A 24,425-nucleotide genomic window follows, 5' to 3' on the forward strand; every position below is an offset into this window, starting at 1 on the left:
GCCTGTACCACCACGCTAGTTATTTTAATAAATCCCCCTAAAGCATTCGGTAAGCGGTTTCAATGTTAGTAATAATAAATAATTTCAATCGGGCTTACACCCGATAAGTCACCGCTATGCGTCCTGTTTTAGTGTTGCTTGTGCCGCTGCCAGCCGTGCTACTGGCACTCGGTAAGGTGAACATGAGACATAGGTAATGCCAATTTGGTTAAAGAAGTTAATCGATGCTGGATCACCGCCGACCTCACCACAAACTCCGATTGGTAACTCAGGTTTCGTTTGACGTCCCTTATTAATGGCGATTTCCATTAAAGCACCAACCCCCTCTGTATCAATGGTCTGAAATGGGTCTGCTGGCAAGATTCCCTGTTTAATGTATTCTGGCATGAAAGAACCTACATCATCACGGGAATAGCCAAAGGTCAGTTGAGTCAGATCATTAGTTCCAAAACTAAAGAAATCAGACTCCTCAGCAACTTGGTCAGCAGTAACGCAGGCACGAGGCATTTCCATCATCGTCCCCACCGTGTAGTCAAGCTGCCAATTTAAATCAGCCATCATCGTATCGATTTGGTTGACGACCAGCTCGCGAACCCAAGCCATTTCACTCTTCGAATCCGTTAACGGAATCATGATATGCGGGTGCACTTCAAGCCCCTCATCATGATGACGAATCACTGCGCTAAGAATTGCTTTAACTTGCATCTGGTAAATGTCTGGGAACGTCACGGCCAACCGATCACCACGATGACCAAGCATTGGGTTTAACTCTTTCAATGAATGGGTTCGTTCCCGCAATTTCTCGGGTGCCAAATGAATTTGCTTTGAAACCGCCTGAATTTCCTCCTCATCGTGGGGTAAAAACTCATGTAGTGGCGGATCCAACAACCGAATCGTAACTTCTTTATCACCCGCTAATTTGTACAGTTGGTAGAAATCTTCCTGCTGCATTTGTAATAACTGTTCCAGAGGTTCTGCCCGACCCGCGGCATCCTCGGCTAAAATCAGCCGCCGCATTTGAACCAACCGCTCCGGTTTGAAGAACATATGCTCCGTCCTGGTTAAGCCAATGCCATCTGCACCAAAGTCCAGTGCTTTTTGGAAATCCTGCGGCGTATCTGCGTTAGTGTAGACACCCATCTGAGCGATGTCCTTTGCCCAATCTAACAGAACAGAGAGTTCACCTTTCACACCGGCTGAAGTGGTCCCAATTTGGCCTAAATACAAGTTACCGGAAGTCCCGTCAACTGAAACCCAGTCGCCCTCATGGATTTCCTGCGACCCAATCTTAGCAACTTTGGCGGCATAATCAACGTTGATCTCATGGGCACCAACGACCCCGGTGGCGCCCATGCCCCGCGCGACCACGGCAGCGTGAGACGTCATGCCCCCTCGAGAAGTCACGATGGCTTGGCTGACAATCATGCCATCGATGTCTTCTGGCGAGGTATCTTGCCGAATTAAAACGACTTTTATACCACTGTCTGCTGCCTTTTTAGCGTCTTCGGCAGTGAAGTAAGCCTGACCAGTGGCAGCGCCTGGTGATGCGGGCAATCCCGTCGTCAGCGGTGTCTGCTGAGCAAGCACGTCAACATCAAATTCCGGATGTAGCATCGCTGAAACGGATTCTGGACTAACACGCTGAACCGCCTGCTTTTTGTTGATTAATCCTTCACCTACCAGATCCACCGCAATTTTCACCGCTGCGTATGGCGTCCGTTTACCATCACGAGCTTGCAGTAAAAACAACTCACCGTTTTCAATGGTAAATTCCAGATCCTGCATGTCGCGGTAATGGGTTTCTAGTTTTTCGGCAATCGTCATCAGCTGATCATAGATAGCCGGCATGTCGTCGTGTAACACCTCAATCGACTGCGGTGTCCGAATGCCCGCAACCACGTCTTCTCCTTGCGCATTGAGCAAATATTCGCCAAAAACTTTTTTCTCCCCAGTTGCTGGGTTTCGGGTAAAAGCCACCCCAGTCCCTGATTGATCTCCGGCATTACCGAAAACCATTTCCTGAACGTTTACAGCGGTACCTAGCGATTCCGGAATATGGTTTTGCTGACGATAAACTTGGGCCCGGTGATTATTCCAAGATTCAAATACCGCGTTAACAGCGGCTAATAACTGATCTTTAGGTGACTGTGGAAATGCGCCTTTACCAGCCTGCTGATAAATGGCTTTGAAGTCCGTAACGATTTGCTTAAGATCATCCGCCGTTAACTCCAAATCACTTTGATAACCGTTAACGCGTTTAACTTCAGTCAAAACATGATCAAACGTATCTTCTTCGATACCGTATACAACGTTGCCAAACATCGCTAACAATCGCCGATAACTGTCGTAAGCAAATCGTTCATTGTGCGTTAAGTTTGCTAAAGCAACTACTGTTTGGTCGTTTAAACCAATGTTTAAAATCGTATCCATCATTCCTGGCATGGAAATGGCCGCCCCTGATCGAACGGAAACCAGCAGCGGTTGATCAGTACCGTTAAACTGTTTTCCGGTGACTCGACTCAGTTGAGTGAGTGCCTGATCAAGCTGCTGCAGTACTTCATCACTTAGCGACTGCGTTTGCTGGTACTCATGGCAGGCTACCGTGGTCAAGGTAAAACCATGGGGAACTGGCAGCCCCAAGTTAGTCATTTCGGCTAAATTGGCACCTTTTCCGCCCAGTAAATCGCGCATTGACATGTTACCTTCCGAAAATTCATAGATCAGTTTTGTCATATAACCACTCTTTCTCGTTAATAAAACGTCATATTTGCTCGATTTATAATGTATATTAAACTAATTTAAATTTCAAGCACTTTAATCGTAAAAGTGCTAAAAGTACTGATATACCAGCATTTGAAAATTTTACATCATGCTTCATTTAATTAAGAATATTATGAAATATTATTTTAATAACGTCATAGTTAGATATAAATTGAAAAAGTATGCCTATTTTCTTTTCTAAAAAAAAGGCAAAAAAAATACCACCACTTAGTTGTGATGGCATAGATAAGATTAAGCTTGTTCAATAAAATGCTGAAAAATACGGTTCTTAGTAATTTTACCAGTTACCCGTTGCGGTGCTGCTTTATCCACCACTGGTGCCGAATCGATCTTGTGTTTCAAGAGCAACTGACCAGCTTGTTTAACGGTCATATCAGCCGTCACAGTCACAATATTTGGCATCCTTGTCATGATAATGCTGGCAAGTACCGATTCTGGTTTCGAGTTATTAAAGCTGGCCCGCAGTAAATCTTTTCTTGAAATCAGTCCAACCAGCTGACCCTTTGGATCCACTACAAACAACGTGCCAACGTCTTGCAAGAATAGCTTGCTGATTGCTTCCTGCAGTGTAGCATCATCCTTGATTGTCGGGGCCGGCTGCATGATCGCCGAAATCGGCTTGTCATATAAGGCTGCGTAGTCAACACCTGCTTGACCATTTCCATGATAGACATAGCCCACTTTGGGCCGAGCCGTCAGTACCTCAACTGCTGTCAGCAACCGCAGATCCCCACGAATGGTGGGAACACTCAACTTTAGCTGATTTGCGATTTCTTCACCCGTTAATGGACTTTTTGCCTTCAGCATTTGAATAATAGTTTCCTGCCGCTCCGTAAATTCCATTAATACCTCTCCATTTCTTTCTCGTCTATTTATGACTAAATTATAGCACTAATGTAACGTGATAATACGTGGTAACTATTCCCCGATTTCGTTTAATCTCTTTACCGTACGTCAAAAAAGCCTGAATATTCGACTTTATTGGTCGTTCATCAGGCTTTGATTGAAACATAATTATTTTTTTGCCGTTTACCAGAGGTAATCAACCGGGTTCTTAATGTATTGATCATACACATCCTGTACGATTTGCATTTGCTCCGGCTTTAATGCTGGGAGATCAGAAGCCACCGTGTTGCGTTCAATTTGATCCGGTGTGCTGGCTCCTGGAATCGCTGCTGTCACTGCATCAAACATCAGAATATACCGCAGTGCCGTAGCGGCCAAGTTATCCGTACCCAGACGCTGTTTCAACTCCTGCGCTGCTTTAACTCCAGTCAAATAATCAACTCCGGAGAAAGTTTCACCCTTATCAAACAGTTCGCCATGACGGTTCGTCGTCCGGTGATCGTCTTTGCCAAACTGAGTGTCAGCCGTGAACTTGCCTGTCAGCAAACCACTTGCTAAAGGCACACGAGCTAAAATACCCACGTTATTTTTCTTGGCGAGATCAAAGAATAATTTTGATGGACGAAGCCGGAACATGTTAAAGATGATTTCAACGGCCGAAACGTCATAATCCATCGCTTTAATGGCTTCTTCCACACGTTCCACACTCACACCATAGTTCTTGATCTTACCTTCCTTCTTCAACTTGTCCATGGCGAAGAAGGTCTCAGGTGTATAGTAGATCGACATTGGCGGGCAATGAAGCAATACCAGATCAAGCGCTTCTAAGCCCATGTTCTTCAGTGATTCATCAACGTAACGTGTTAAATGTTCTGGATTAAAATGCTCAGTGGATAATGGCATTTCTTTACGTCCAATCTTAGTTGTGAAATGAACGTCTGGGTGAGCCTTAACAAACGCACCGACTGCCTTTTCACTGTTACCATCTTGATAACCATCAGCAGTATCAAAGAAGTTAACGCCCTGCTCATAGGCTTCTTCCAACGTCGCAGTGGCATCCTTAATATCAAATGGTGCGCCCCATTTACCACCAAGTTGCCAAGTCCCCAAAGAAATATCACTTATATTAAAACCAGTTTTACCTAACGTTCGATAATTCATGATCAGCTTACCTCCATCACACGATTGATTTCTTAGTTCAGTTTAATTATAGAAGTTAGAGTGGGGTATAAGTCAAGCAACAGGTTAAATAACCGTCATTTAATACGCTTTGATGAGCACCCAAAAAACACCGTCAACAGCAGATTGCTATCAACGGTGTTTGTGACAAATTAGTCAATCACTAACTTATCCTTTTATACGTTAAACTTTTTCAATTTCTTTGGTTTTATCGTTCCGTTTAATACCCAGATAGGTTTCCTCAGCTTCACGGCGAGCTTCGATTGCTTCAGTGATGGTCTTAAAACTTTTTAGCAGAACGTACTTGTGGTCGATCATTAATCGGGCAAACCATTTGCCTGTTTGACGGTCATAAGAAACACCAATAACGCCACTCTTATTACGAGCTGACTCTGAGATTGAACTCAGTGACACACCGTTCTTATCGCGTAGTTGGTCAGACCGCCCCATGTAGTCGACGAACTTGGGGTTCTTGTAGACCCGCTTGCTGGAAAGGTCACGTCTTAAGCAGCCGCAGCTCTTAGTAATTCCAGAACGTAGACGAACACCGTCAACAACCGTTTTATTGCCGCAATCACATTGGCATAACCACATTGCATTGGAGTTTGCAGAGTTATTACCGTAATATTTAATCACAACCAACCGACCAAATCGCTGGTTGGTCAAGTCAATTCTTTTGCTCATTTCTTTACGCCATCCTTCAAATATTCTAATTTTGCTTACTAATCTAATATTAGAATATCCCCCCAATTAACAAATTTGATGCCAAATATGCTAATGATATCTAAGGAAAATAAGCAACCAAAAAGATTTATTACTTTAAAATGATAAATACTTCACATAAAAATTATATAAGCCCAATAATCCTAGTCAACTCTTTCAAAACTCTTGACCCCAATTAAACGCGTGAATATCGCATTTAATGAAGTTATTGTATCATTAATTCGACGATATTTGGAGTAAATTTACTTAAAATATTGTTCTTTACAATTAATGGTACAAAATTTAATATCTGTTTGCAACTAACAACCAATTTTTAAGGCTGCTAGTGCAATGTAAGCCCTTTTTCGGATATTAAATATTCCAAAATTATCATAAAAATATACTTAATTTGTTATGGTAACTAGGTCAAAAAAGCTACAACGGACACAATACCAAAATAAAAGGGCATTAGTCATCTTCCAAATGCAGGTAGATTGGCTAATGCCCCTTTTTCTTTTAATTATTTATTAGCTTATGGTAACGTGTTGCCCGCAGCAAAGTAAACGTCGTACCACTCCTGCTTCGTCAATTCGACATCAGCACCGGCAATACTCTCTTTGAGATGATCTTGGTTCATTGAACCTAAAATCACCTGCATGTTTGCTGGGTGACGTAAAATCCAAGCAGTGGCGATGGCATTTTTCGTCACGCCTTTTGCGTCAGCGAGTTCCTGCAGCTTTTTGTTTAACTCTGGGAACTTAGGGTTGTCAATAAATGGCCCTTCAAACATCCCGTATTGGTACGGTGACCAAGCTTGAATCGTCATGTTATGAAGTCTTGAATATTCAATGATTTCACCATCATGGTTAACGCTGCGATCATCGCTCATGTTCACGTGAAGACCGAAATCAATCGGACCGGTATGCATGACGCCAAATTGGAGTTGGTTGACCATTAGCTTTTGACTGATGGCTGATTGGATCAGTTCAACCTGCATTGGATTGCAGTTCGACAGTCCAAAATGACGAACTTTACCCGCTGCTTGCAGCTCATCAAAGGCAGCCGCAATTTGGTCAGGTTCCATCAGTGCATCTGGTCGGTGCAGTAAGAAGAAGTCCAGATAGTCAATTCCCATCCGTTTCAAAATACCGTCAACAGCCTCGATCAAATGTTGTTTGGAGAAATCATACCGTTGACCAAAGACTAAGTCACCATGACTCCGTTTAGGATCAAGGACGATGCCACCCTTTGACTGAATAATCAGATCTTCACGCTTAACACCTGACTGCTTCAAGGCTTGCCCGAAAATCTCTTCGGACTTGCCACCACCATAAATATCAGCGGAGTCAATAAAGTTAACACCTTTGTCAGTAACAGTGTCCAATACTTTTGCGGCGTCATCGACGTTAAGACTGACCATCCGCATAATACCTAACGCAACGGCAGAAGCTTGTAAATTTGTGTTGCCCAATGCTACATTCTTCATCCTGATAAAATGCCTCCTTCTCAACACTTTCTATTATAACGGTTAATGTATACAAAATAGTAAACATTTTGATAAATTAATTTTCTAAGTTAAACGCCCTTAATGGCAAACGAGAACGAATGGTCCTCTTCAGCCGAAATATGGTACTGCTGTTCGACGTCAGCACCCCAGCTGTCAATGCCGCCAACACCGCGAACAGCACCAAAAACGGTCAGAACTGTCCGTCTTGGAGCTGGTAATTCTTCAATGTGAGTGGCATTTTCCAACTCTTCAGCGGTGTATGGTAAACAACTGAACGCAAACGATTGCCCTGCCTGCAAAAAGGTCAGGTTAAAGTCATGATTGTCATGGTCAGTATTGTCTAAGGTACGGTTGCGAATCACAGTGACTTGCTTCGTTTGCATATGCATCCCGCATTCTTGTGGCACTAAATACTTGGTCACCGGTAAACCATCAACGGTATAGTGACCAGTCTCGCCGCCAGCCATTCGATCGGGATAAGTTTCACCCGACAAACCATCGTAGTTAAACCCTTTAGCAGCCGTTGGCATGATGAAGCGCAAACCGAATGCCGGCAACTCAGGTAACCCAGCCTTTCCGTGATAATCGACACTCACTTTAATTTTACCGGTGCCGTTTACCGTATAAGCGGCAGTCACCGTCGTTGCGGGTACCGTCAAGGTTTCATACGTAAAGGTAATTGTCACATTGTCAGCAAATTCATGGTTGCTGTACTTGTTATTTTCAGGCGAAATTGGCAGTTCAATCGCATTGCCGTTGACTGCTACATCAACCTTCGTGCACTTTAAGAACATATCCGTGCCTAACCACTGAGCTGATTTAACTGAGAAGCCGTTACCGCGGTCATTATCAGTAGTTGCCCGCCAGAAAGTTGGTTTTGGAGTCCGGTACAACCATTCTTTTCCATGCTGCACCAGCGACTCCATGCCACCGCGCTCGTAACTGAAGATGTACCCGAAACCTTCACCACGCAGGCCTAACGTTGCGTCACCATAAATAATTTGAACTTGTTTAGTTGATGTGTTTGCCATAATAATACTTCACCTCCTGAAGAGCTGGTTTTGGCGTCCGGTCAGCAAACATGAGACCGTCACCAGAAAATTCGTAGTCGGAATGACGATCGTCAAAATCGCCGCCGTACCGCAGAACCGTCTGTCCTGTCACTTCGTCTTTGGTTTCAATCGCTTGGTCAATAAAGTCCCAAATGAAACCACCCTGATACATTGGATATTTGTCGATCAACGCATCATAAGACGACATACCGCCCAGCGAATTCCCCATATCATGCATGAACTCACAATCAACGAATGGCTTCTTCGGATCATTATCTAGATACTTCGCAATTTCCTTTGGCGGATCGTACATCATACTTTCCATGTCGGAAATCTGATCTTCATACTTCCGGTTGCGGCAAACCCCTTCATAGTGAACCAGACGCGTATCATCATGCTCCTTATAGAAGGCATTCATGGCCGCAATATCATCACCAGCATAGGATTCGTTACCTAGTGACCAGAATAAAATGGCCGTGTGGTTCTTAAAGACTTCGTAGTTACTGCGAGCCCGGTCTACAACAGCTTCGCGCCATTCTGGCAACGAACCCGGTACGTTATACGACGGCTCAACCGCGCCCATCTTTTGCCAAGTCCCGTGTGATTCCAAGTTGTTTTCTGCCATCATGTAAATACCGGCTTGATCACATAGGTAGTACCACTCGATGCGGTTGGGATAGTGGCAAGTCCGGACGGCGTTAATATTGTTTTCTTTAAACGTCTTCAGATCCTGCTTCATATCGTCAACAGAGATCACACGACCTGATTTAGCGTCCCATTCGTGACGGTTAACACCGTTTAAAACGATCCGCTTGCCGTTCAGCAGCATGATCTTATTCTTCATTTCAACCCGTCTGAAACCGAATTGATAAGGGACGATTTCAACCACGGCACCCTGTTCATCCAAAACGGTCACTTTTAACTGATACAAGTACGGATCAGTATGCTGCCAGAGATGCACGTTCTTAAACATTTTATGATTGATTTCAACGTCATCGTTAACTGCTTCAGTAGTGTCAAACAGGCTGTTGCCGTCAGCATCCATAATGGCTACTTTGACATTGCCCTTAGCGTTGTCATGCCGATTCAGTTGCAACTTCAGGCTAAAGTCACCGGTGGTCATGTCATCTGCTAAATTACCAATGATCCGCATATCCTGTACGTGAATCGCTGGTTGGCCAACTAACCGAACGCTCCGAAAGATACCCGAAAAGCGGAACATGTCCTGATCTTCAATAAAAGCCGCTGTACTGCGTTTGAAGACTTCAACCGCGATCAGGTTTTCGCCGTCTTTCAAATACGGTGTTAAGTCAAACTCCGACTGGGAAAAACTGTCTTCGGCATAACCCACGAACTGGCCGTTAAGCCACAGATACATCGCTTGTTCGACACCGTCAAACTGAACGACTACTCGTTGCTGTTTACGCAGTTCTGGGTTCAGCGTAAAGGTCCTCAGATAGGCACCGACGTAATTGTCCTCACCATCACTGAACATACCTTCACCCTTTTGGTCTTGACCTAAAGCGTAGGCCGGACGACGGTAAATCTTACCTTCCCATGGATAAGTCGTATTGATATACTTCAGTCGGCCATAGCCTGCAATCTCAATGTGCTCTGGTACCGTGATCGTATCGAAATCGCTACGGTCATAATCAGGCTCATAAAAACCAACTGGCCGTTCGCTGGGCTGTTTAGCAAACTTAAACTGCCAAGTCCCATCAAGCGACTGTGTGAATCGACTCTGACCAGTCGCTAAATCAGTATCACTCTGATAAAAGCGGTGGTCACTATGAGCTGGCAACTGGTTGACCCGAAACGTCTGTGGATCATCCAACCAGCCTAATTCTGGTTTCATCAATGAATCCCTCCTAATGCTAAAACACTTTATGATATGAAGCGCTTACAAGACTATCATAAATGATTTTGATTTTTTATAACAGTCTCTTTTACTAAAATTTTACTGATAAATCAATTTATCAAAACGTCATTTATCTCTCTTATCCCGATATATACTATTGCAATCAGCTCAATTGAACGGCAATCCTGACATTTACCTGACCGTTACTTGATTAAGGTATAATAAGAGCTGAAATTTCATTAAAGGAGAAAAAGTATGCCTACCTACCTTTGGCCACTTATTTTAACCATCTTCGCCAACCTGCTTTACCAACTATCAGCCCGTGGCGTTTCCCACACCGTTGACCCGTTTTTTTCGCTGATTATTACCTATGGTGCTGCCTTACTGGGGTCACTGCTACTTTACCTGATCAGTGGCAATCACCAATCAATCAGCTTTAATTTGCACCAACTGAACTGGGCTTCCATCACAATGGGGCTCTCAATCATCTTTGTGGAATTTGGTTACATGCTGTCCTACAAATCTGGTGCACCAATCGGTTCCACGCCAATGACGGTAAACATTACGCTTACCTTGTTATTGATCCCAATCGGTCTGCTTTTTCTGCAGGAAAGTTTGACCCTCAGAAACTTGATTGGTGTCGTGTTAGCAATTATCGCCATCTATCTGATCAATTCTTAATGAATACGCTTTGATACGGGCATCACCACTTACTTATTTTCACATTAAGTTCTATAATAAAAATTATTTGCAATTGAAAGAAGGAACTGCCGTGACAATAGTAAGGGTCATCTTTGGCCAGACTGCAATTATGTTCCTGATGATGTTGATTGGCTTTCTCTGTTTTAGAGTTGGTCTAGTCGACGAATCAGGCAGTCAGCAAATTTCTAACATCGTGATTTACATATCTAACCCAGCATTATTGCTGAATTCTTTTATTGGTAACCTAAAAACCTCGCAAATGATTGATGGCTTGTATACGTTAATCATTCTAGTGATCATGATGCTAGTCACCATCGTGATTGCTAAACTGATTTTCAGAAAGCCGGAGCAAATGTTCATCCGCTTCGCTCTTATTTTTGCCAACCTAGGATTCATCGGTTTGCCGCTCTCTAAGGCTGTGCTGGGAACTGGCAGCATCTTCTACATGAGTATCTTCGTAGGCGTTTCCAACTTCGCACTGTGGACGTACGGCATTTACATGATTTCCGGTGATAAACGCACGATTCAGCTTAAACGGCTTGCGGTCAATCCGGCAATCTTAGCCCTCATTTTTGGCCTATTATTTGCTCTTACCGGTGTCAAACTACCAAACATTCTTGGCACTACGGTCTCTGATCTAGCCAACATGAACCTGCCACTGGTTATGATTGCCATGGGCTGCTACCTTGCAGAAGGTGACGTTCGCGGTGCCCTCAAAAGCAAGGCATTATATCAGGCTATTGGTGCTCGACTGATCATCGCACCATTGATTGTCCTAGTGATTTTGCAATTCGTTCCCAATCAATTCATGATGGTTAAAGAAGTCGTACTCCTTGGCCAGGCCACACCAGTTGCTGCTTTGATGGCAATCTTCAGCAATACCTTTCATAAAAATTCCCTTTTTAGCACCACTGTGGTCGGACTTACTACCCTTTGTTCACTAATCACCATCCCGCTCTTTATGGGATTGGCACAATGGCTTTGGCATTTATAGTCTGTAAATTAAAAGCGCCCGGTTGGCAATTTGCCAACTGAGCGCTATTTTTAATGGCCTATTCAGTAATAAAAACGTACTGTTCTAAATCTTTTAACCAGTAAGTATGAACCTGCTCTGGATGATAGCAAACAATGTCTTGCAAGAATTCATTACCAATCAACGTGTAATAAATTTCCTTCAAATCATTGAAGGTCTCCAAATAACCAATATTCTTTTGATGACGAAGGCTTTCACTTGCTTCTCTCCAGCTGTCTGGAAGAGTAGTTAACCCATATTGACGTGCCAGTTTCTGCCAATTATCCATTGGTACCACTGGCGCCTTTGTTGCGATTGCACTTTCAGGCAATTTAAGTCAGTCCTTTCCACGAACTAAGGATAGCACTGATTTAAATTGATGGCGGTTATATTTCAATTAGAATTTTGACCAATCATCATTATCCTTAGCTAACCTTATTTCTAATCAGATTTCAGATACTTACTGCCCTCGCTGATTGCCAGTCGGCTTAAGTCATGTGAGGCAATAAAGTGTGCCACCCACCGTGAATCGATTTTACTGTAATTACGCAGCGCCCAGCCAATCGCCTTTTGAATGAAGAACTCGTCCGTTTCAAGATCGGGCAAGATTGCCTCAGTCAGCATCCGTGTATCCGTCCTGTCTTTCTCCATCAATTGAAGTGTGATGGCAACCCGTCGCATCCAAAAGTTGTCATTGCCATTGAATAAATTGAAGACGTTGCTTTTATCATCAGGATGCACCCGAATATAATCGCCAAAGCCTTTACGTAAAGCATCAACGGAATCCCACCAGGACTTTTGAGTGACTAATTTGGCGAGTTGCTGAATTTCAGTAAAACTCATCCGTTTCACGTTCGCGACGATTAAATCAATGGCAACGTATTGATATTCACGCTCTGACCGTTGATACAGAGCTTCAATACCCGTAAGCAGTTCTGGTATCGCAACCTTTTTGCTTCGTTTAATCAGTGCCTTCGACTGCAGTTTACGTTCAGGGGTTTTAAGACCGGCGAAGGTAAATTGATTGCGCATATAGTGTGCCATCGGTGCGCGTAAAGCTGAATCGCCATTTAGCTGAAATTGATCGAACATCGTCATACTGCCCCCCTACTTTTTTGTTTATAGCGTATCATTTTTACACTGACGTTTCAGCACTTAAAAAGCGCCGCAATGGTTTTCATCATCTCGGCGCTCCGCGTTTTAATCTAAGGGTCCCTTACCTAAATAGGCTGAAACCATCCAGATCAATTTTTCAATTTCAGTATGGTTTGCAATCAACATATCTTGAGTGGAGTAATCCCGCTCATCATCCGTGATCTCGATGCCTTTCTGGTACTGGTCACGTAGGTATTTAAGTTGATCATCCAAGCGTTCCATCAGTTGAGGCAGCGATAGTTGATCAAACGTGATCTTCTCGTCTGGCAATCCGGTCTGATCAATAAATTCATGAGTGGTAGCAATTGGGCTACCTCCGATAGCAATCAGGCGCTCAGCTACCGCATCCAGTTGTTCATCCAGCGTATCGTTATAATCATCCATTAGCGGGTGTAACTTGTAAAATTCTGAACCGCGCATGTACCAATGGGTCTGCTGAATATTAGTATGCAGCTGGCTGAGATCAGCAATCAGTTGATTGAGTTGGTCTTGAGTCTTCGGATACCGTGTCATATAGTTCCCTCCAATTTCAGATCAAGTGGCATCTACCGGTAACATCTATAAATTGAGTGTAACAAAATCCCGAATGCAGTCATAGAAAAGTGCGCTTAAAATTCCGCACTGCCTATTGAAAAGACGCTTGCCAGCTACTCACAAAACATTTATGATAGAAAAATGTACATATTCATTATTTTTTAATCTTAAGGGGAAATTGAAATGATGTTATTCGGTGCGTTAGCAAACGGTCTGGCCGTTGCCTTAGGTGGCGGTATCGGCCTGGCCTTTAAAAAAGGAATCTCGGAACGCGTCAAAACTTTAGTGATACAGAGTTTAGGTATCTGCGTCGTTTACGTTGGTATTAGCGGCTCATTGAAGGGAAATAATACCGTTTTCGTCGTGCTATCGATGGTCATCGGTGCCATTATTGGTGAACTCATTAACTTTGATCATCAGTTTAATCGCTTCGGTGATTGGTTAGAAAAAGTGATGGGGCTACAAGGTGATAATCATTTCTCCGAGGGCTTTGTGACGGGGACCCTGTTTATCTGCGTGGGTGCCATGGCAATCGTTGGTTCTTTGCAGAGCGGAATGTCTGGCAATAATTCAGTGCTGTACACAAAATCAATGATTGATGGGATCTTCGTCTTAATCTTAGCCACAACCCTTGGTCTGGGTGTCGCCTTCTCCTCAATCTCAGTGGTAATCTACGAATCTGTTTTAACGTTGCTGGCACAGTGGGTAGCACCGCTGTTTACCCACACCGTCATCAACGAAATGACCTGTGTGGGCTCGCTATTGATTTTAATCATCGGTTTAAACATGTTGAAATTAACTCAGATTAAAGTTGCTAACTTATTGTTGGCGCCGTTTATACCGATTTTGTTATATGCGCTTTTTAAATAGTCTCCTTCCAAAACACATCTGGCTGACAATCATCTAGGTGTGTTTTTTTGACACTCAAATTAAAATGTCTGAAATAAGTTAAGATGCTTTGAATCAACTATTTCCCTGATTATAATGTGCGTAATTAAGAGGAGAGGAATGATTACGTATGACAAGCTACGCGCCAAGAGATCCCAAGACTGACCGTTTGTTGGCACCCGAAAACAGTGTTTTTGCTATTATTGACTATCAACCCACTCAGATTCAATCCATTGAATCAATGAACCGTTATCAGCTAGTTCAAAACATTATTGCCACCACCAAACTGCTTCAGGACTTTCAAGTGCCCATTATTCTGTCAACGGTAAACGTGGGTACCGGCCGTAATCAAGATACGATTGCAGGACTAAAAGAGATCTTAGGCGACATCCCGTCGTATGACCGAACCACCATCAACGCTTGGGAAGACAAGGAGTTCAACGAAGCCATCACGTCAACGAATCGTCATAACATCATTATGGCAGCGCTGTGGACCGAAGCTTGCTTGACCTTTCCTGCAATTGACGCCATTGACGAAGGCTACGACGTTTATCCTGTGGTTGATGCCGTTGGCGGTACCAGTTTGGCTGCTCATGATGCAGCGTTACGCCGAATTGAACAGGCCGGTGCACACCCAACTTCCTATGCACAATTAGCCTGTGAACTGCAACGGGATTGGAACCGAACGGAGACTGTGCCTGCATTTTTGAAAAACATGAGTGATACTGGTAAGTTTTTAAGACTTTAATTTGTAATAAGTACACAAATACGCATTATTCCGAGGCAATTGTCCGGGATAATGCGTATTTATTTCATCTTTCAAAATCATAAAAAACTAGGCTGATTGGCTTTTACTTTTTTGTTCTACAGTCTCATTATCAACCAGTTCAACCTTGATTCCTTTTTTAACGAGTTTAGCGCGTCCAGCGGTTACAAACCGTCCCCGGACGCTCTCTTTAGTAAGCGCAATAACTTGAGCGAATAACTTCTTCAATACCTGTAACGCATCTTCATTTTTAGTCAAACCCGTTGACAGTTTCTTTTCTTTTATCGCATTGTACTTTAACGTTTCAAACTTGAGCTTGTTTTTTACGATCCTCATTCTGGAAAAATCATAAACACCATTCTTGCGGAGAATAAAATGGTAAAGCTCTCTCTTCGTCCGCTGAAAGGCTTCAAACTTAGCACCGCTGTAAATAAAAACATACTCGCTCTTACCCTCTTTAGTTTTAAGCACATCACCATCGCGAAGTGTGAAATTACGGAGGTTTTCATACGACCCCGTAGATAAATTAACTTGATCCGGGAAAAAGTCAGCAGAGAAACCGGAACCAGCGTCAAAATCAATGGAAACACTTGTCGCCCGCTTTTTATCATGAGCCACGAAAATCTCGCTGTCGTCGTATGGCATTCTAAAAGTACCGTCTAGGTCGACATTTTGAACATCACTTAGTCGTTTGGCAAAAGAAACTTCAGACGGTTCATTTTGATCAATAATTTTTGCAAACTTATAACCCTTTTGATGCTTAATAATTGGGATTGTTAACGTTTCAACATTATTTGTCATAAGCTTCATCCTCTTAAAAATCATGGTTGTTAGTTGCTATTAGTCAAATTAATCTTACCCAATTAAGCGTAGCACATAGCAGCCAGAATTAACACCGGCAACTGACCAATAGTCATCACCAATATAATTATACAAAGATTAAAATTAGATTTGACATCTCACATTTAAGTGTTATTATAAGGTCAACTTGATAAGCAAATGCGTTAACGAGGACAGCGTTGGTACACCTTCAGCGAGTTCGGTTTGGTGTAAGCGGACAAATCGTACCAGCAAATCACCTCCATGCATCTTTGATGAACGGTAACTAGTATTCAAAGGCGGAGTCAATCTCCGATATCAACTTGGATCTGTGTTTGCAGATTGTAAGTTCTATTTGGTGACAAATAGAAAACATAAAGGTGGTAACGCACTCGTGCCCTTTAAGTCAAAAATGGCTTGAAGGGCTTTTTTGCTTCAAAGTAAATACTTATTTAAAGGGGTAATACATATGAAATTCACAGTTGTTGGTTCAGGTGCAATGGGTTTACGTTATGGTGTTTTGCTACAGGATGCTGGTAATGAAGTTGACTTTGTTGATGGCTGGAAGCCCAATGTAGAAAAGATGCGCGAACAAGGTGGCGTTTACGTTTCGCGAGATCATAAAGATAAGCATCTAGTGCCAGTGAACGTTTACTATCCCGAAGAATATGATGGCAACCCAGATTGCTACATCTTCTTCCTCAAGCAAATGCAACTATCAGATATGCTCAAGCGTTGCGAACATTTCTTCAAGCCTAACCAATACGCCTTCACCTGCATGAACGGGATGGGCCACGTTGAAAAGCTGTTGAAGTACTTCAAGCCAGAAAAGCTAGTTGCTGGGACCGCCCTAGTTGCCACCGTTTTGAATGGCCCTGGCGATGTTGATTTTATCGGTAAGCGTGGCGCTGGTTCAATGAACCTTGCTAACTACACTGAAAAACCTGACGACTTCACTCACAAGCTAGTTGAACAGCTCGAAAAAGCACAGTTCAATCCAAATTTGACGACGAATTTCCGTGGTACGCTAATGGCCAAAGTGGTCTTCAACTCAGTTGTTAACACCCTTTGCACCATGTTTGAAATGACCATGGGCGAATATGCTGATTATGATGGCGCTGATGAAATGAGCCAACAACTCATTGACGAAGCTTACGATGTTTGTGAACGTGATGGTGTCCAGATGCTAAATACCCGTAAGCAAGAGTTGGACAGCATCAACTACGTTTCAAAGGTTGCTAATCCACTCCACTACCCTTCAATGTATCAAGATATGCATAACTACCGACCAACTGAAGTTGACTACATCAACGGCTACTTGGTTAAGTTGGGACAAAAGCACAACTACAATGCTAAAACCCATGCTTTCTTGACTCACGAAGTTCATTTGGCAGAACTTGGCAAGCAACGTGAACTTAAGCGGATGCGTGAAGAAGAAGCTGCAAAGCAAACTGTTGCTGAAGAACAGCAGGTTGCTGGCAGATAATATTTGAATAATTGTTTGACTAATGAAAAAACGATGAACCCTATTCCCAGGATTCATCGTTTTTTGTCTATTACTTAATTAAAAGCTAGCCATTTCATGGTATTCTGTTAGGTGATAAGACGATTACTAATCTCATTTTTAGTTAAAGGGGGACCAACTTATGCAATTAACTAATTTACTCCACATTCAATATCCCATTATTCAAGGCGCAATGGCACGCATCTCCAAGCCAGATTTAGTTGCTGCGGTCAGCAACGCTGGTGGTTTAGGCGTGTTAACCACTGCCGATTCAACCGCTCAGTCACTGCAAGAAGATTTAAAAACCATCCGTGCTGCTACTGACAAACCCTTTGGCGTGAACCTGATGCTGCAACAACCCAACATCAAAGACTTGCTACCAGTACTCCTAGCTGATCCAGTCCCGGTGGTGTTCACCAGCGCCGGTAACCCTGCGCCGTTTTTTGAAGACTTGCTGAAGGTTCAGACAACGGTGATTCCCGTCATTCCTAACGTTGAAATCGCTAAGAAAATGGCGGATCTTGGAGCTGCTGCAGTAGTTGCGGAAGGCCTAGAGTCCGGTGGGCACATCGGAACTGAAACCACCATGTCACTGGTCCCTCAAGTTGCTGCTGCGGTTGATATTCCCGTCATTGCCGCTGGTGGAATTGCTACTAAAGCTGGTGTCAAAGCGGCCTTCGCATTAGGCGCTGCCGGCGTACAGGTCGGAACTGCCTTCCTAGTGGCAGAGGAAACACCCGTTGCCTATAGTTACAAGCACCTGGTAATTCAAGCAAGCGATAATGGTACAGTTGTGACTGGAACCGGCGCAAATCGCGTTCGGAGTTTAAAAACACCCTTAACCGACAAACTGTTAGCAACGACTGATCCAACAATCTTCCAACAATTATCCAGCGGTTCTTTACAACGAGCTATCGTTGGCGACGTTGAGCATGGCAGCTTTATGGCGGGTCAAATTGCTGGTGCTGTTACCAAAATTCGTCCAGCTAAGAAAATTGTGACTGAACTCGCCAAAGGTGTACCAACTATTGCTGATGATATTATCGGCGACTTATTTTAAGAAGGAGTTTCATTTTTATGATCAAGCAAATCACCCATAACCAAGCATTTCTTTCCAGAAAAGCAACGCGTGCTACTGAAGCGGACATGCAAGCAGTCACTGACTTAGTCGATACGCTAAAAGCCAATACTAATCGGGCTGTTGGCTTGGCCGCTAATATGATTGGCGTGAACAAACGCATCATCGCCATCCAGCTTGGGGTATTATCCATCCCCATGATCAATCCAGAAATCACCAAGAAAAGCGACCCCTACGAAGCAACTGAGGCCTGCCTTTCGCTGGAGGGTCAACGGAAGACAACTCGGTACAAAAATATTGAGGTGACGTATCAAGATCAAAACTTTAAATCACATACACAGACGTTTAAAGACTTCACTGCTCAGATTATTCAGCATGAAGTGGATCATACGAATGGGGTTTTGATTTAAATTAGAGAGCGTGGAACAACTCGGGTTGATTCCAGAATATAAGAAGAAGCGGTGGGTCCCCTGTACTTTGGGGATTCACCGCTTCTTCTTATATGGCCGGAATCAGAGTTGTGGAGCGCGTTTAGTCAAAGGAAAAGGAAAGCACTAAGTAAAATTCTCCAGTGCTTTTATTTTACATTGACTAAACGCGTTCGGAAAGCCTGCTCCCTGCCACCTAAAGAGGTCCAGCACAAAATCCAAGACCGGGATTTTATGCTGGGCCTCTTTAGGCTCTGGGAGCAAAACGGTTTCCCTCACGCTCTCTCACACTCTAATTAATCTTCCTCTTCGGATTCAACAACCCCATCGGATCAAACAACGCCTTGATCTGATGCTGAATTTGATCCACATCTTCGCCCAATTCTTCGTTATTCCACTGGTTCTTCAACGTGCCAACCGCGTGTTCACCCGAAATCGTGCCACCCAGTTCCAACGTCTTGTGGAACATCAGCTGCAACGCTTCAACCACGGCCTGTGGGGTTTCCGTTTCTTCCTTTGGCCAAACGATGGTTGGATGCACATTACCATCACCCGCATGACCCGCAACGTAAATCTTCAGGTGTTCTTGCTCACCGACTTCATGAATGTAATCCATCATTGGTGCCAGCTTAGACAACGGCATCGCCATATCTTCCATAATGTGATTCTGGCCCGCAAAGACCGCTGGCAGCATATCACGCCGTAGTTTTTCCAAAGCAGCCTGTTCTGTAGAATCCGTCGTAACCGTGGCATTCTTCGCACCATGTTCAGCCATCAGTTCTTTTAGTTTATCCACCACTTCTGGCACACTGTTATCAACTTTAAAAATTAACATGGCGCCACTGTTATCGCTGAAGTGGGTACCTTCATATTTATCTAAGGCTTCAATGGTTGCATTATCCAACGCTTCAAGCATCGTCGGGTAAACACCAGAGATCCGGATTTCAGCAACGGCTTCAGCTAGCTTGGTCATGTCTTCAAAGAAGGCAATTCCCATAGTTGGCTGACCGATTGGAATCGGCATTAATTTTACCGTAACTTCTGTGATAACACCTAATGTCCCTTCAGAACCCACAAATAATTGCGTTAAATCATACCCAAAAGCCTGTTTCAGGGTACGTCCGCCAAGTTTGATCTCACGGCCATCCGCCAAGACTGCTTTCAATCCCAGCACGTTATCCTTAGTAGCACCATACTTCACCGTGCTCATTCCACCAGCGTTCGTCGCCACGTTGCCGCCAATACCAGAGATTGGTTTAGAACCTGGATCTGGCGCATAAAACATTCCTTGCTCACGAGCGGCTTTATCCAAATCGCCGTTGATAACACCTGGTTCCACTACAGCTAAGGAATCAGCCTTACTGATCTCCTTGATATGATTCATCTGCTTAGTTGAAAGTACGAAACTCCCTGTCAGACCATCGGCGCCAACCACGGTACTCGTGTACTGATCTTGAGGAATGACTGGAATATGAAACTTCCGGGCGGCGCGCATCACGCCTTGGATGTCTTTTGTTGACTTAGCTTCAATATACGCCAATGCTAACCCGCTATCATCACTAGTCATCTTCGAACTAAATGACTGCTTGTTTAAAGTCTCTGGGTCGGTAAAAACTTCACCGTCAGTGACTTGTGATTTTAAAAATTCAATGATTTGCTCATTACTAAAGGCACTAAAAACTGTCAATATGATCAATTCCTTTCTAAGCTGAGTTCTTCGAAGATTAGTATAATGCAATGGTTAGCGGGTTGGAATTAATTACACTTAATCACAACATTAAATTTTCTGAGGGTTACATCTTTTAAATTTTATTAACATTCAGCGTTTTTACTTCAAAATAGTGCTTTTATCCTATATTCTTAATAATTACGTTTGTAAAAGATAGTTATTAACCTTATACTCAACTTACTAATTATACTTAACTAAGGAGTCATTTATGCCAAATCAAGAACCTAAACACCTGACGCCAAAAAAGCGTTCCAAGAAACGCCGCGTCTTTACTTGGATACTCTTCGCATTAATTATCATGATCGGTGCTGGTGGCACCTATGTGGCCTATCAAACTAAAGCAAGCCTCGATAAAACTTATTCTGCTGCCCATGGCGCAAGTAAGACTAAGGTTTCCAATTCAAAACCCGTTAGTATTTTATTAATGGGAACTGATACGGGTGCTTTAGGACGTACAGATAAGGGCCGAACGGATACCATCATGGTCGTAACTATTAATCCAAAAACCAAAAAAGCAACCATGGTCAGTATCCCTCGGGACACGTTGGTTAAAATTTCGGGCACAAATGATACCGAAAAAATTAACGCTGCTTACACCGTTGGCGGGGCTTCAACTTCTATGAAGACCGTTGAAAACCTCCTAAACGTTCCAATCAACTACTACGTTTTGATCAACATGGGCGGCCTTGAAAAGGTCGTTAATGCCATCGGTGGGATCGATGTCAAGGTACCGTTCTCATGGAACGATTCACACACGCATATGTCGTTTAAAAAGGGTAATGCCCATTTAAATGGCAAACAGGCCTTAGCCTTTGCCCGTATGCGCTACGAAGATCCGAATGGTGATTACGGTCGCCAGCAGCGTCAGCAACAAGTTATTCAACAAATCGTTAAAAAAGTGACTAAGTCTGGTAACGTTTCAATGTATCAAAAGTTATTGAGCTTACTCTCCAGCAACATGAAAACCAACATGGCCTTTAATGACATGATCAGCTTGGCCGAAAACGATAAAGGTTCAGTTAAGCACGTTAAGAAATCTAGCTTAAAGGGCGTCGGTGCTTACATTAACGCTGAGTCCTTCCAGATACCGGCTAGCGATACTCTCCAAAGTACCTCTGATTCACTGAGAAGTTCACTGGGATTATCTAAAGAAACGTTAGATAACTTCAATACTCAAGAAAATCAGCAAAACACGAAGAACGGTTTTGACTGGAAATCAGGCAATAACCCGACTTACACGGTTTACGATAGTAATAGTACAAATCAATAACACCTAAAAATGGCCTACTCAGCAAAATTAATTTGTTGGGTAGACCATTTTACTTTATAAGTTAAGCTTTTTGATTAAGCTGACTGTGTCGCACACCATAAGTCACATAGATGACAACGCCAATCGCAAACCAGATACCAGAAACGATCCACGTATCTAATGGCAGCTGTAATAGCATCCAGATACACAAACCGGCAGAAATAATTGGCAAATATGGGTACAGCGGCACTTTAAACCCAGTATTCTCAAGATCCTGCCGTTTTCGTAATGGCAGAACACCCAACGACATCATAGTGAAGGCAATCAACGTCCCGATATTAACTAATTGGGTTAACCGATCCAGTGATACTAAGCCCCCCATCACCGCAATGACAAGCGTAACGGTTAATAAACTATGACTTGGCACTTGGTGTTTCATATTGATTTTACCCAGACCCTTAGGCAGCAAGCCATCGCGGCCAATGGAATAGATCAACCGTGATGAGCTGTAGATCATTGATAACATCATGGTAAACATCCCCGCTAACGCACCAATGGAGATGATTCCAGCAACCCAGTTTTGGTTGACCAACTGAAGGGCGAATGATACTGGTGCAGCAACGTTTAATTTAGTGTATGAAACCATCCCTGTTAGGACTGCAGCAACTGCCATGTACAGCAACGTACAGATAATTAAAGTTCCAATAATCCCAATTGGCATATTCTTCTTAGGATTTTTAACTTCGGCTGCAGAAGCTGACACACAGTCGAAACCAAGGTAAGCGTAGAAGACTAACGACGCCCCACGCATAATGCCGTGAGAGCCATAGGGTGCAAATGGTGACCAGTTACTTGGCTTAACGTAGAACATGCCGACGATGACGAATAGAATAATAATAGCAATTTTAGCAACCACGATAACGTTATTGATTCGAGTGGAAGTTTTTACCCCTTGTGTCAGCAATAAACTAATCGCCAATACGATTAGGATTGCAAAAAGGTTAAAGTAAGTCCCATGAGCGGGATCAAAACTACCCGTTATTGCCTTAGGGACGTTGATACCAATACCCTTTAAAAATGAGACCAAGTACGCCGACCAACCGGTAGAAACCGCGGCAACCGACAGCATGTATTCTAGAATCAACGCCCAGCCAATCACCCAACCGATAAACTCGCCAAACACGATATTACCGTATGAATAAGCGCTACCTGCAACTGGTAATGCCGAAGAAAATTCCGCGTAACACATGGCTGCGGTGGCACAGACTAACGCTGCCAAAACGAATGACATGACGATTCCAGGACCACTATATAACGCAGCTACCGTCCCGGGAAGAATAAAAATCCCGGTACCAATCACGGTTCCAACTCCTAACAGTAACAAATCTTTTGCGTCCATCGATTTCTCTAACAGACTGTCTTTATCTAAGTATCGGTCGAGCGATTCTTTCTTGGTTAACCGACCGAATACGCGTGAGACCACTGTGTTCTCCATCTTTGTTCCTGCTACTGATAACTTATAAAAAGTTATAGATTATTCTTGCTTCTCCCTATCCTGCCTCGTATAAAACTCACTAATACAGTTGATATGATAGTCCGCAAGCGTTAATTCCCGGCTAGCCACCGGTACATCCTTTGAAACCTGTTTTAGTAGGCTAATTCAAAGTTTTCAGTATCCCTGATATTCAGGGCCGCATTAATATCACGGTCTTCGGTATAATCACAATTCTGACATTCGTACACCCGGTCTTTGAGTTGCAAGTCAACTTTTTTATGACCACATTGGTGACACAATTTGGAAGTTGGTTCCAAACGGTTAGTTAAATGTACTGGGATGCCTAACTGTTGGCATTTAGAAACTAGCTTAATTCTAAAGTTATAAAAACCTTGGTAACTCACAGCTTTAGCTAAATGCCGATTTTTCATCATACCCTTAACATTCAAGTCTTCTAAGGCTACCCACTGCGGTTTGGTTCTCACCACAGCGGCGATAATCTTATTTTGATAATCAGCTTGAATGCGAGTTAGACGTTGATACAAGCGTTGCACTTTCAACTGAGTTTTGGCTAGATTAAAATCAGTAGCAGATTTCCCTTCTTTCTGTCTTCTAGCTTTCAGTGCGTGATACTGACGGGACAACTTTCTTTGCAGTCTGCGTAGACGTTTTCTGATCCGTCTTACGCGACTACTTTTATTCTGATTAGGATACAAAGTACCATCATTTAAAATGGCAAATTCTTTTAAACCAAGGTCGATGCCGATAGGTTCACCGGTTAATGCTAGTTTTGGTAATTCAGCCTGTTCCACTAAACAGGTCAGGTAATACCGACCAGCTTTGAATTTAATTCGGCCTTGTTTGATAACGAAGTGTTCCGAGTCTGTAGGAATGTAGCCAAACTCTTTCAACCGCACCCAACCAAGCTTGGGTAACTTAATACGATGACGTTCGCAAGCAATGATTTGTGTTTTACCATTCTTAACAAAGTAATAACTGCCCTGACCGCGCTTAAACGACCGCCAATGGGGGAACCACTTTGTTTTTTGAAAAATCGCTTCATAGCTGTATCGGCATCGATAAAGGCCTGTTTAACCGATTTGGCATATAATTCCCTGATCCACATATCATCAGGATTGGC

23 protein-coding genes are annotated in these 24,425 nt (G+C 43.3%); 8 read left to right on the plus strand and 15 right to left on the minus strand.

Annotated elements, in window-relative coordinates; genetic code table 11:
* Positions 1 to 114: 114 nt before the first annotated feature.
* The 7 genes from ppdK to CES82_RS08205 all read right to left on the minus strand — a co-directional run bounded on the left by ppdK (position 115) and on the right by CES82_RS08205 (position 9,922).
* Complete coding sequence (ppdK, locus tag CES82_RS08175) at positions 115 to 2,733, minus strand: pyruvate, phosphate dikinase (RefSeq protein ID WP_098825281.1); 2,619 nt, start codon at positions 2,731 to 2,733, stop codon at positions 115 to 117.
* A 279-nt stretch (positions 2,734 to 3,012) separates the two neighbouring features.
* The gene (locus tag CES82_RS08180) at positions 3,013 to 3,624 is read right to left on the minus strand and encodes a helix-turn-helix transcriptional regulator (protein WP_098825283.1); all 612 of its coding nucleotides are present in this window, start codon (positions 3,622 to 3,624) and stop codon (positions 3,013 to 3,015) included.
* Positions 3,625 to 3,810: 186 nt separating this feature from the next.
* Complete coding sequence (locus tag CES82_RS08185; protein ID WP_180245702.1) at positions 3,811 to 4,788, minus strand: aldo/keto reductase; 978 nt, start codon at positions 4,786 to 4,788, stop codon at positions 3,811 to 3,813.
* Between the two features lie 201 nt (positions 4,789 to 4,989).
* Positions 4,990 to 5,490 carry an AP2 domain-containing protein gene (locus tag CES82_RS08190; RefSeq protein WP_098825287.1) on the minus strand — a complete coding sequence of 167 codons (501 nt, stop codon included), beginning with the start codon at positions 5,488 to 5,490 and terminating at the stop codon, positions 4,990 to 4,992.
* A 550-nt stretch (positions 5,491 to 6,040) separates the two neighbouring features.
* Positions 6,041 to 6,994: an aldo/keto reductase gene (locus CES82_RS08195; protein ID WP_098825289.1), complete on the minus strand. Its 954-nt coding sequence runs from the start codon at positions 6,992 to 6,994 to the stop codon at positions 6,041 to 6,043.
* Between the two features lie 89 nt (positions 6,995 to 7,083).
* Positions 7,084 to 8,046: a beta-galactosidase small subunit gene (locus CES82_RS08200; protein ID WP_098825291.1), complete on the minus strand. Its 963-nt coding sequence runs from the start codon at positions 8,044 to 8,046 to the stop codon at positions 7,084 to 7,086.
* Positions 8,027 to 9,922 carry a glycoside hydrolase family 2 TIM barrel-domain containing protein gene (locus tag CES82_RS08205; protein ID WP_098825293.1) on the minus strand — a complete coding sequence of 632 codons (1,896 nt, stop codon included), beginning with the start codon at positions 9,920 to 9,922 and terminating at the stop codon, positions 8,027 to 8,029. Before CES82_RS08205 ends, CES82_RS08200 begins: the two co-directional genes overlap by 20 nt.
* 258 nt (positions 9,923 to 10,180) lie before the next feature.
* Here CES82_RS08205 and CES82_RS08210 point away from each other — a divergent pair, with 258 nt between their 5' ends.
* Entirely contained in the window at positions 10,181 to 10,606 is a 426-nt protein-coding gene (locus CES82_RS08210) for an EamA family transporter (RefSeq protein ID WP_098825295.1), read from the plus strand.
* 91 nt (positions 10,607 to 10,697) lie between these two features.
* Positions 10,698 to 11,621, plus strand: coding sequence for an AEC family transporter (locus CES82_RS08215; protein WP_098825297.1), 924 nt, complete (start codon positions 10,698 to 10,700; stop codon positions 11,619 to 11,621).
* 58 nt (positions 11,622 to 11,679) lie between these two features.
* Here the strand turns inward: CES82_RS08215 and CES82_RS08220 are convergent, their stop codons facing one another.
* The 3 genes from CES82_RS08220 to CES82_RS08230 all read right to left on the minus strand — a co-directional run bounded on the left by CES82_RS08220 (position 11,680) and on the right by CES82_RS08230 (position 13,307).
* Complete coding sequence (locus CES82_RS08220; protein ID WP_098825299.1) at positions 11,680 to 11,970, minus strand: hypothetical protein; 291 nt, start codon at positions 11,968 to 11,970, stop codon at positions 11,680 to 11,682.
* Between the two features lie 110 nt (positions 11,971 to 12,080).
* Positions 12,081 to 12,737: a DNA alkylation repair protein gene (locus CES82_RS08225; RefSeq protein ID WP_098825300.1), complete on the minus strand. Its 657-nt coding sequence runs from the start codon at positions 12,735 to 12,737 to the stop codon at positions 12,081 to 12,083.
* Between the two features lie 102 nt (positions 12,738 to 12,839).
* Positions 12,840 to 13,307 (minus strand): Dps family protein, encoded by a 468-nt coding sequence (locus tag CES82_RS08230; RefSeq protein WP_098825302.1) that lies wholly within the window; start codon positions 13,305 to 13,307, stop codon positions 12,840 to 12,842.
* Between the two features lie 204 nt (positions 13,308 to 13,511).
* Between CES82_RS08230 and CES82_RS08235 the strand changes: the two genes are divergently transcribed.
* Positions 13,512 to 14,198: a DUF554 domain-containing protein gene (locus CES82_RS08235; protein WP_098825304.1), complete on the plus strand. Its 687-nt coding sequence runs from the start codon at positions 13,512 to 13,514 to the stop codon at positions 14,196 to 14,198.
* A 148-nt stretch (positions 14,199 to 14,346) separates the two neighbouring features.
* The gene (locus tag CES82_RS08240) at positions 14,347 to 14,964 is read left to right on the plus strand and encodes a hydrolase (protein ID WP_098825305.1); all 618 of its coding nucleotides are present in this window, start codon (positions 14,347 to 14,349) and stop codon (positions 14,962 to 14,964) included.
* An 87-nt stretch (positions 14,965 to 15,051) separates the two neighbouring features.
* On the opposite strand, the gene CES82_RS08245 is transcribed toward CES82_RS08240, so the two are convergent.
* Positions 15,052 to 15,783 carry a hypothetical protein gene (locus tag CES82_RS08245; RefSeq protein WP_098825307.1) on the minus strand — a complete coding sequence of 244 codons (732 nt, stop codon included), beginning with the start codon at positions 15,781 to 15,783 and terminating at the stop codon, positions 15,052 to 15,054.
* A gap of 174 nt (positions 15,784 to 15,957) precedes the next feature.
* Positions 15,958 to 16,098 (minus strand): hypothetical protein, encoded by a 141-nt coding sequence (locus CES82_RS12490; RefSeq protein ID WP_180245703.1) that lies wholly within the window; start codon positions 16,096 to 16,098, stop codon positions 15,958 to 15,960.
* Between the two features lie 172 nt (positions 16,099 to 16,270).
* Between CES82_RS12490 and CES82_RS08250 the strand changes: the two genes are divergently transcribed.
* From CES82_RS08250 to CES82_RS08260, 3 genes are all read left to right on the plus strand, one after another.
* Positions 16,271 to 17,287 (plus strand): ketopantoate reductase family protein, encoded by a 1,017-nt coding sequence (locus CES82_RS08250; RefSeq protein WP_098825309.1) that lies wholly within the window; start codon positions 16,271 to 16,273, stop codon positions 17,285 to 17,287.
* 160 nt (positions 17,288 to 17,447) lie between these two features.
* Positions 17,448 to 18,365, plus strand: coding sequence for an NAD(P)H-dependent flavin oxidoreductase (locus CES82_RS08255; RefSeq protein ID WP_098825311.1), 918 nt, complete (start codon positions 17,448 to 17,450; stop codon positions 18,363 to 18,365).
* A 17-nt stretch (positions 18,366 to 18,382) separates the two neighbouring features.
* Positions 18,383 to 18,793 carry a peptide deformylase gene (locus CES82_RS08260; RefSeq protein ID WP_098825312.1) on the plus strand — a complete coding sequence of 137 codons (411 nt, stop codon included), beginning with the start codon at positions 18,383 to 18,385 and terminating at the stop codon, positions 18,791 to 18,793.
* A 310-nt stretch (positions 18,794 to 19,103) separates the two neighbouring features.
* Here the strand turns inward: CES82_RS08260 and CES82_RS08265 are convergent, their stop codons facing one another.
* Positions 19,104 to 20,498 (minus strand): FAD-binding oxidoreductase, encoded by a 1,395-nt coding sequence (locus tag CES82_RS08265; RefSeq protein ID WP_098825314.1) that lies wholly within the window; start codon positions 20,496 to 20,498, stop codon positions 19,104 to 19,106.
* 250 nt (positions 20,499 to 20,748) lie between these two features.
* Between CES82_RS08265 and CES82_RS08270 the strand changes: the two genes are divergently transcribed.
* The gene (locus tag CES82_RS08270) at positions 20,749 to 21,810 is read left to right on the plus strand and encodes an LCP family protein (RefSeq protein ID WP_098825316.1); all 1,062 of its coding nucleotides are present in this window, start codon (positions 20,749 to 20,751) and stop codon (positions 21,808 to 21,810) included.
* A gap of 61 nt (positions 21,811 to 21,871) precedes the next feature.
* On the opposite strand, the gene CES82_RS08275 is transcribed toward CES82_RS08270, so the two are convergent.
* Both CES82_RS08275 and CES82_RS12710 read right to left on the minus strand, forming a co-directional pair.
* Entirely contained in the window at positions 21,872 to 23,284 is a 1,413-nt protein-coding gene (locus CES82_RS08275) for an APC family permease (RefSeq protein ID WP_098825318.1), read from the minus strand.
* 152 nt (positions 23,285 to 23,436) lie between these two features.
* Entirely contained in the window at positions 23,437 to 24,339 is a 903-nt protein-coding gene (locus CES82_RS12710) for an RNA-guided endonuclease InsQ/TnpB family protein (RefSeq protein ID WP_263850129.1), read from the minus strand.
* Positions 24,340 to 24,425 lie beyond the last annotated feature (86 nt).

Origin of the sequence: Secundilactobacillus silagincola, from assembly GCF_002583405.1 — a bacterium.
GTDB lineage: Bacteria > Bacillota > Bacilli > Lactobacillales > Lactobacillaceae > Secundilactobacillus > Secundilactobacillus silagincola.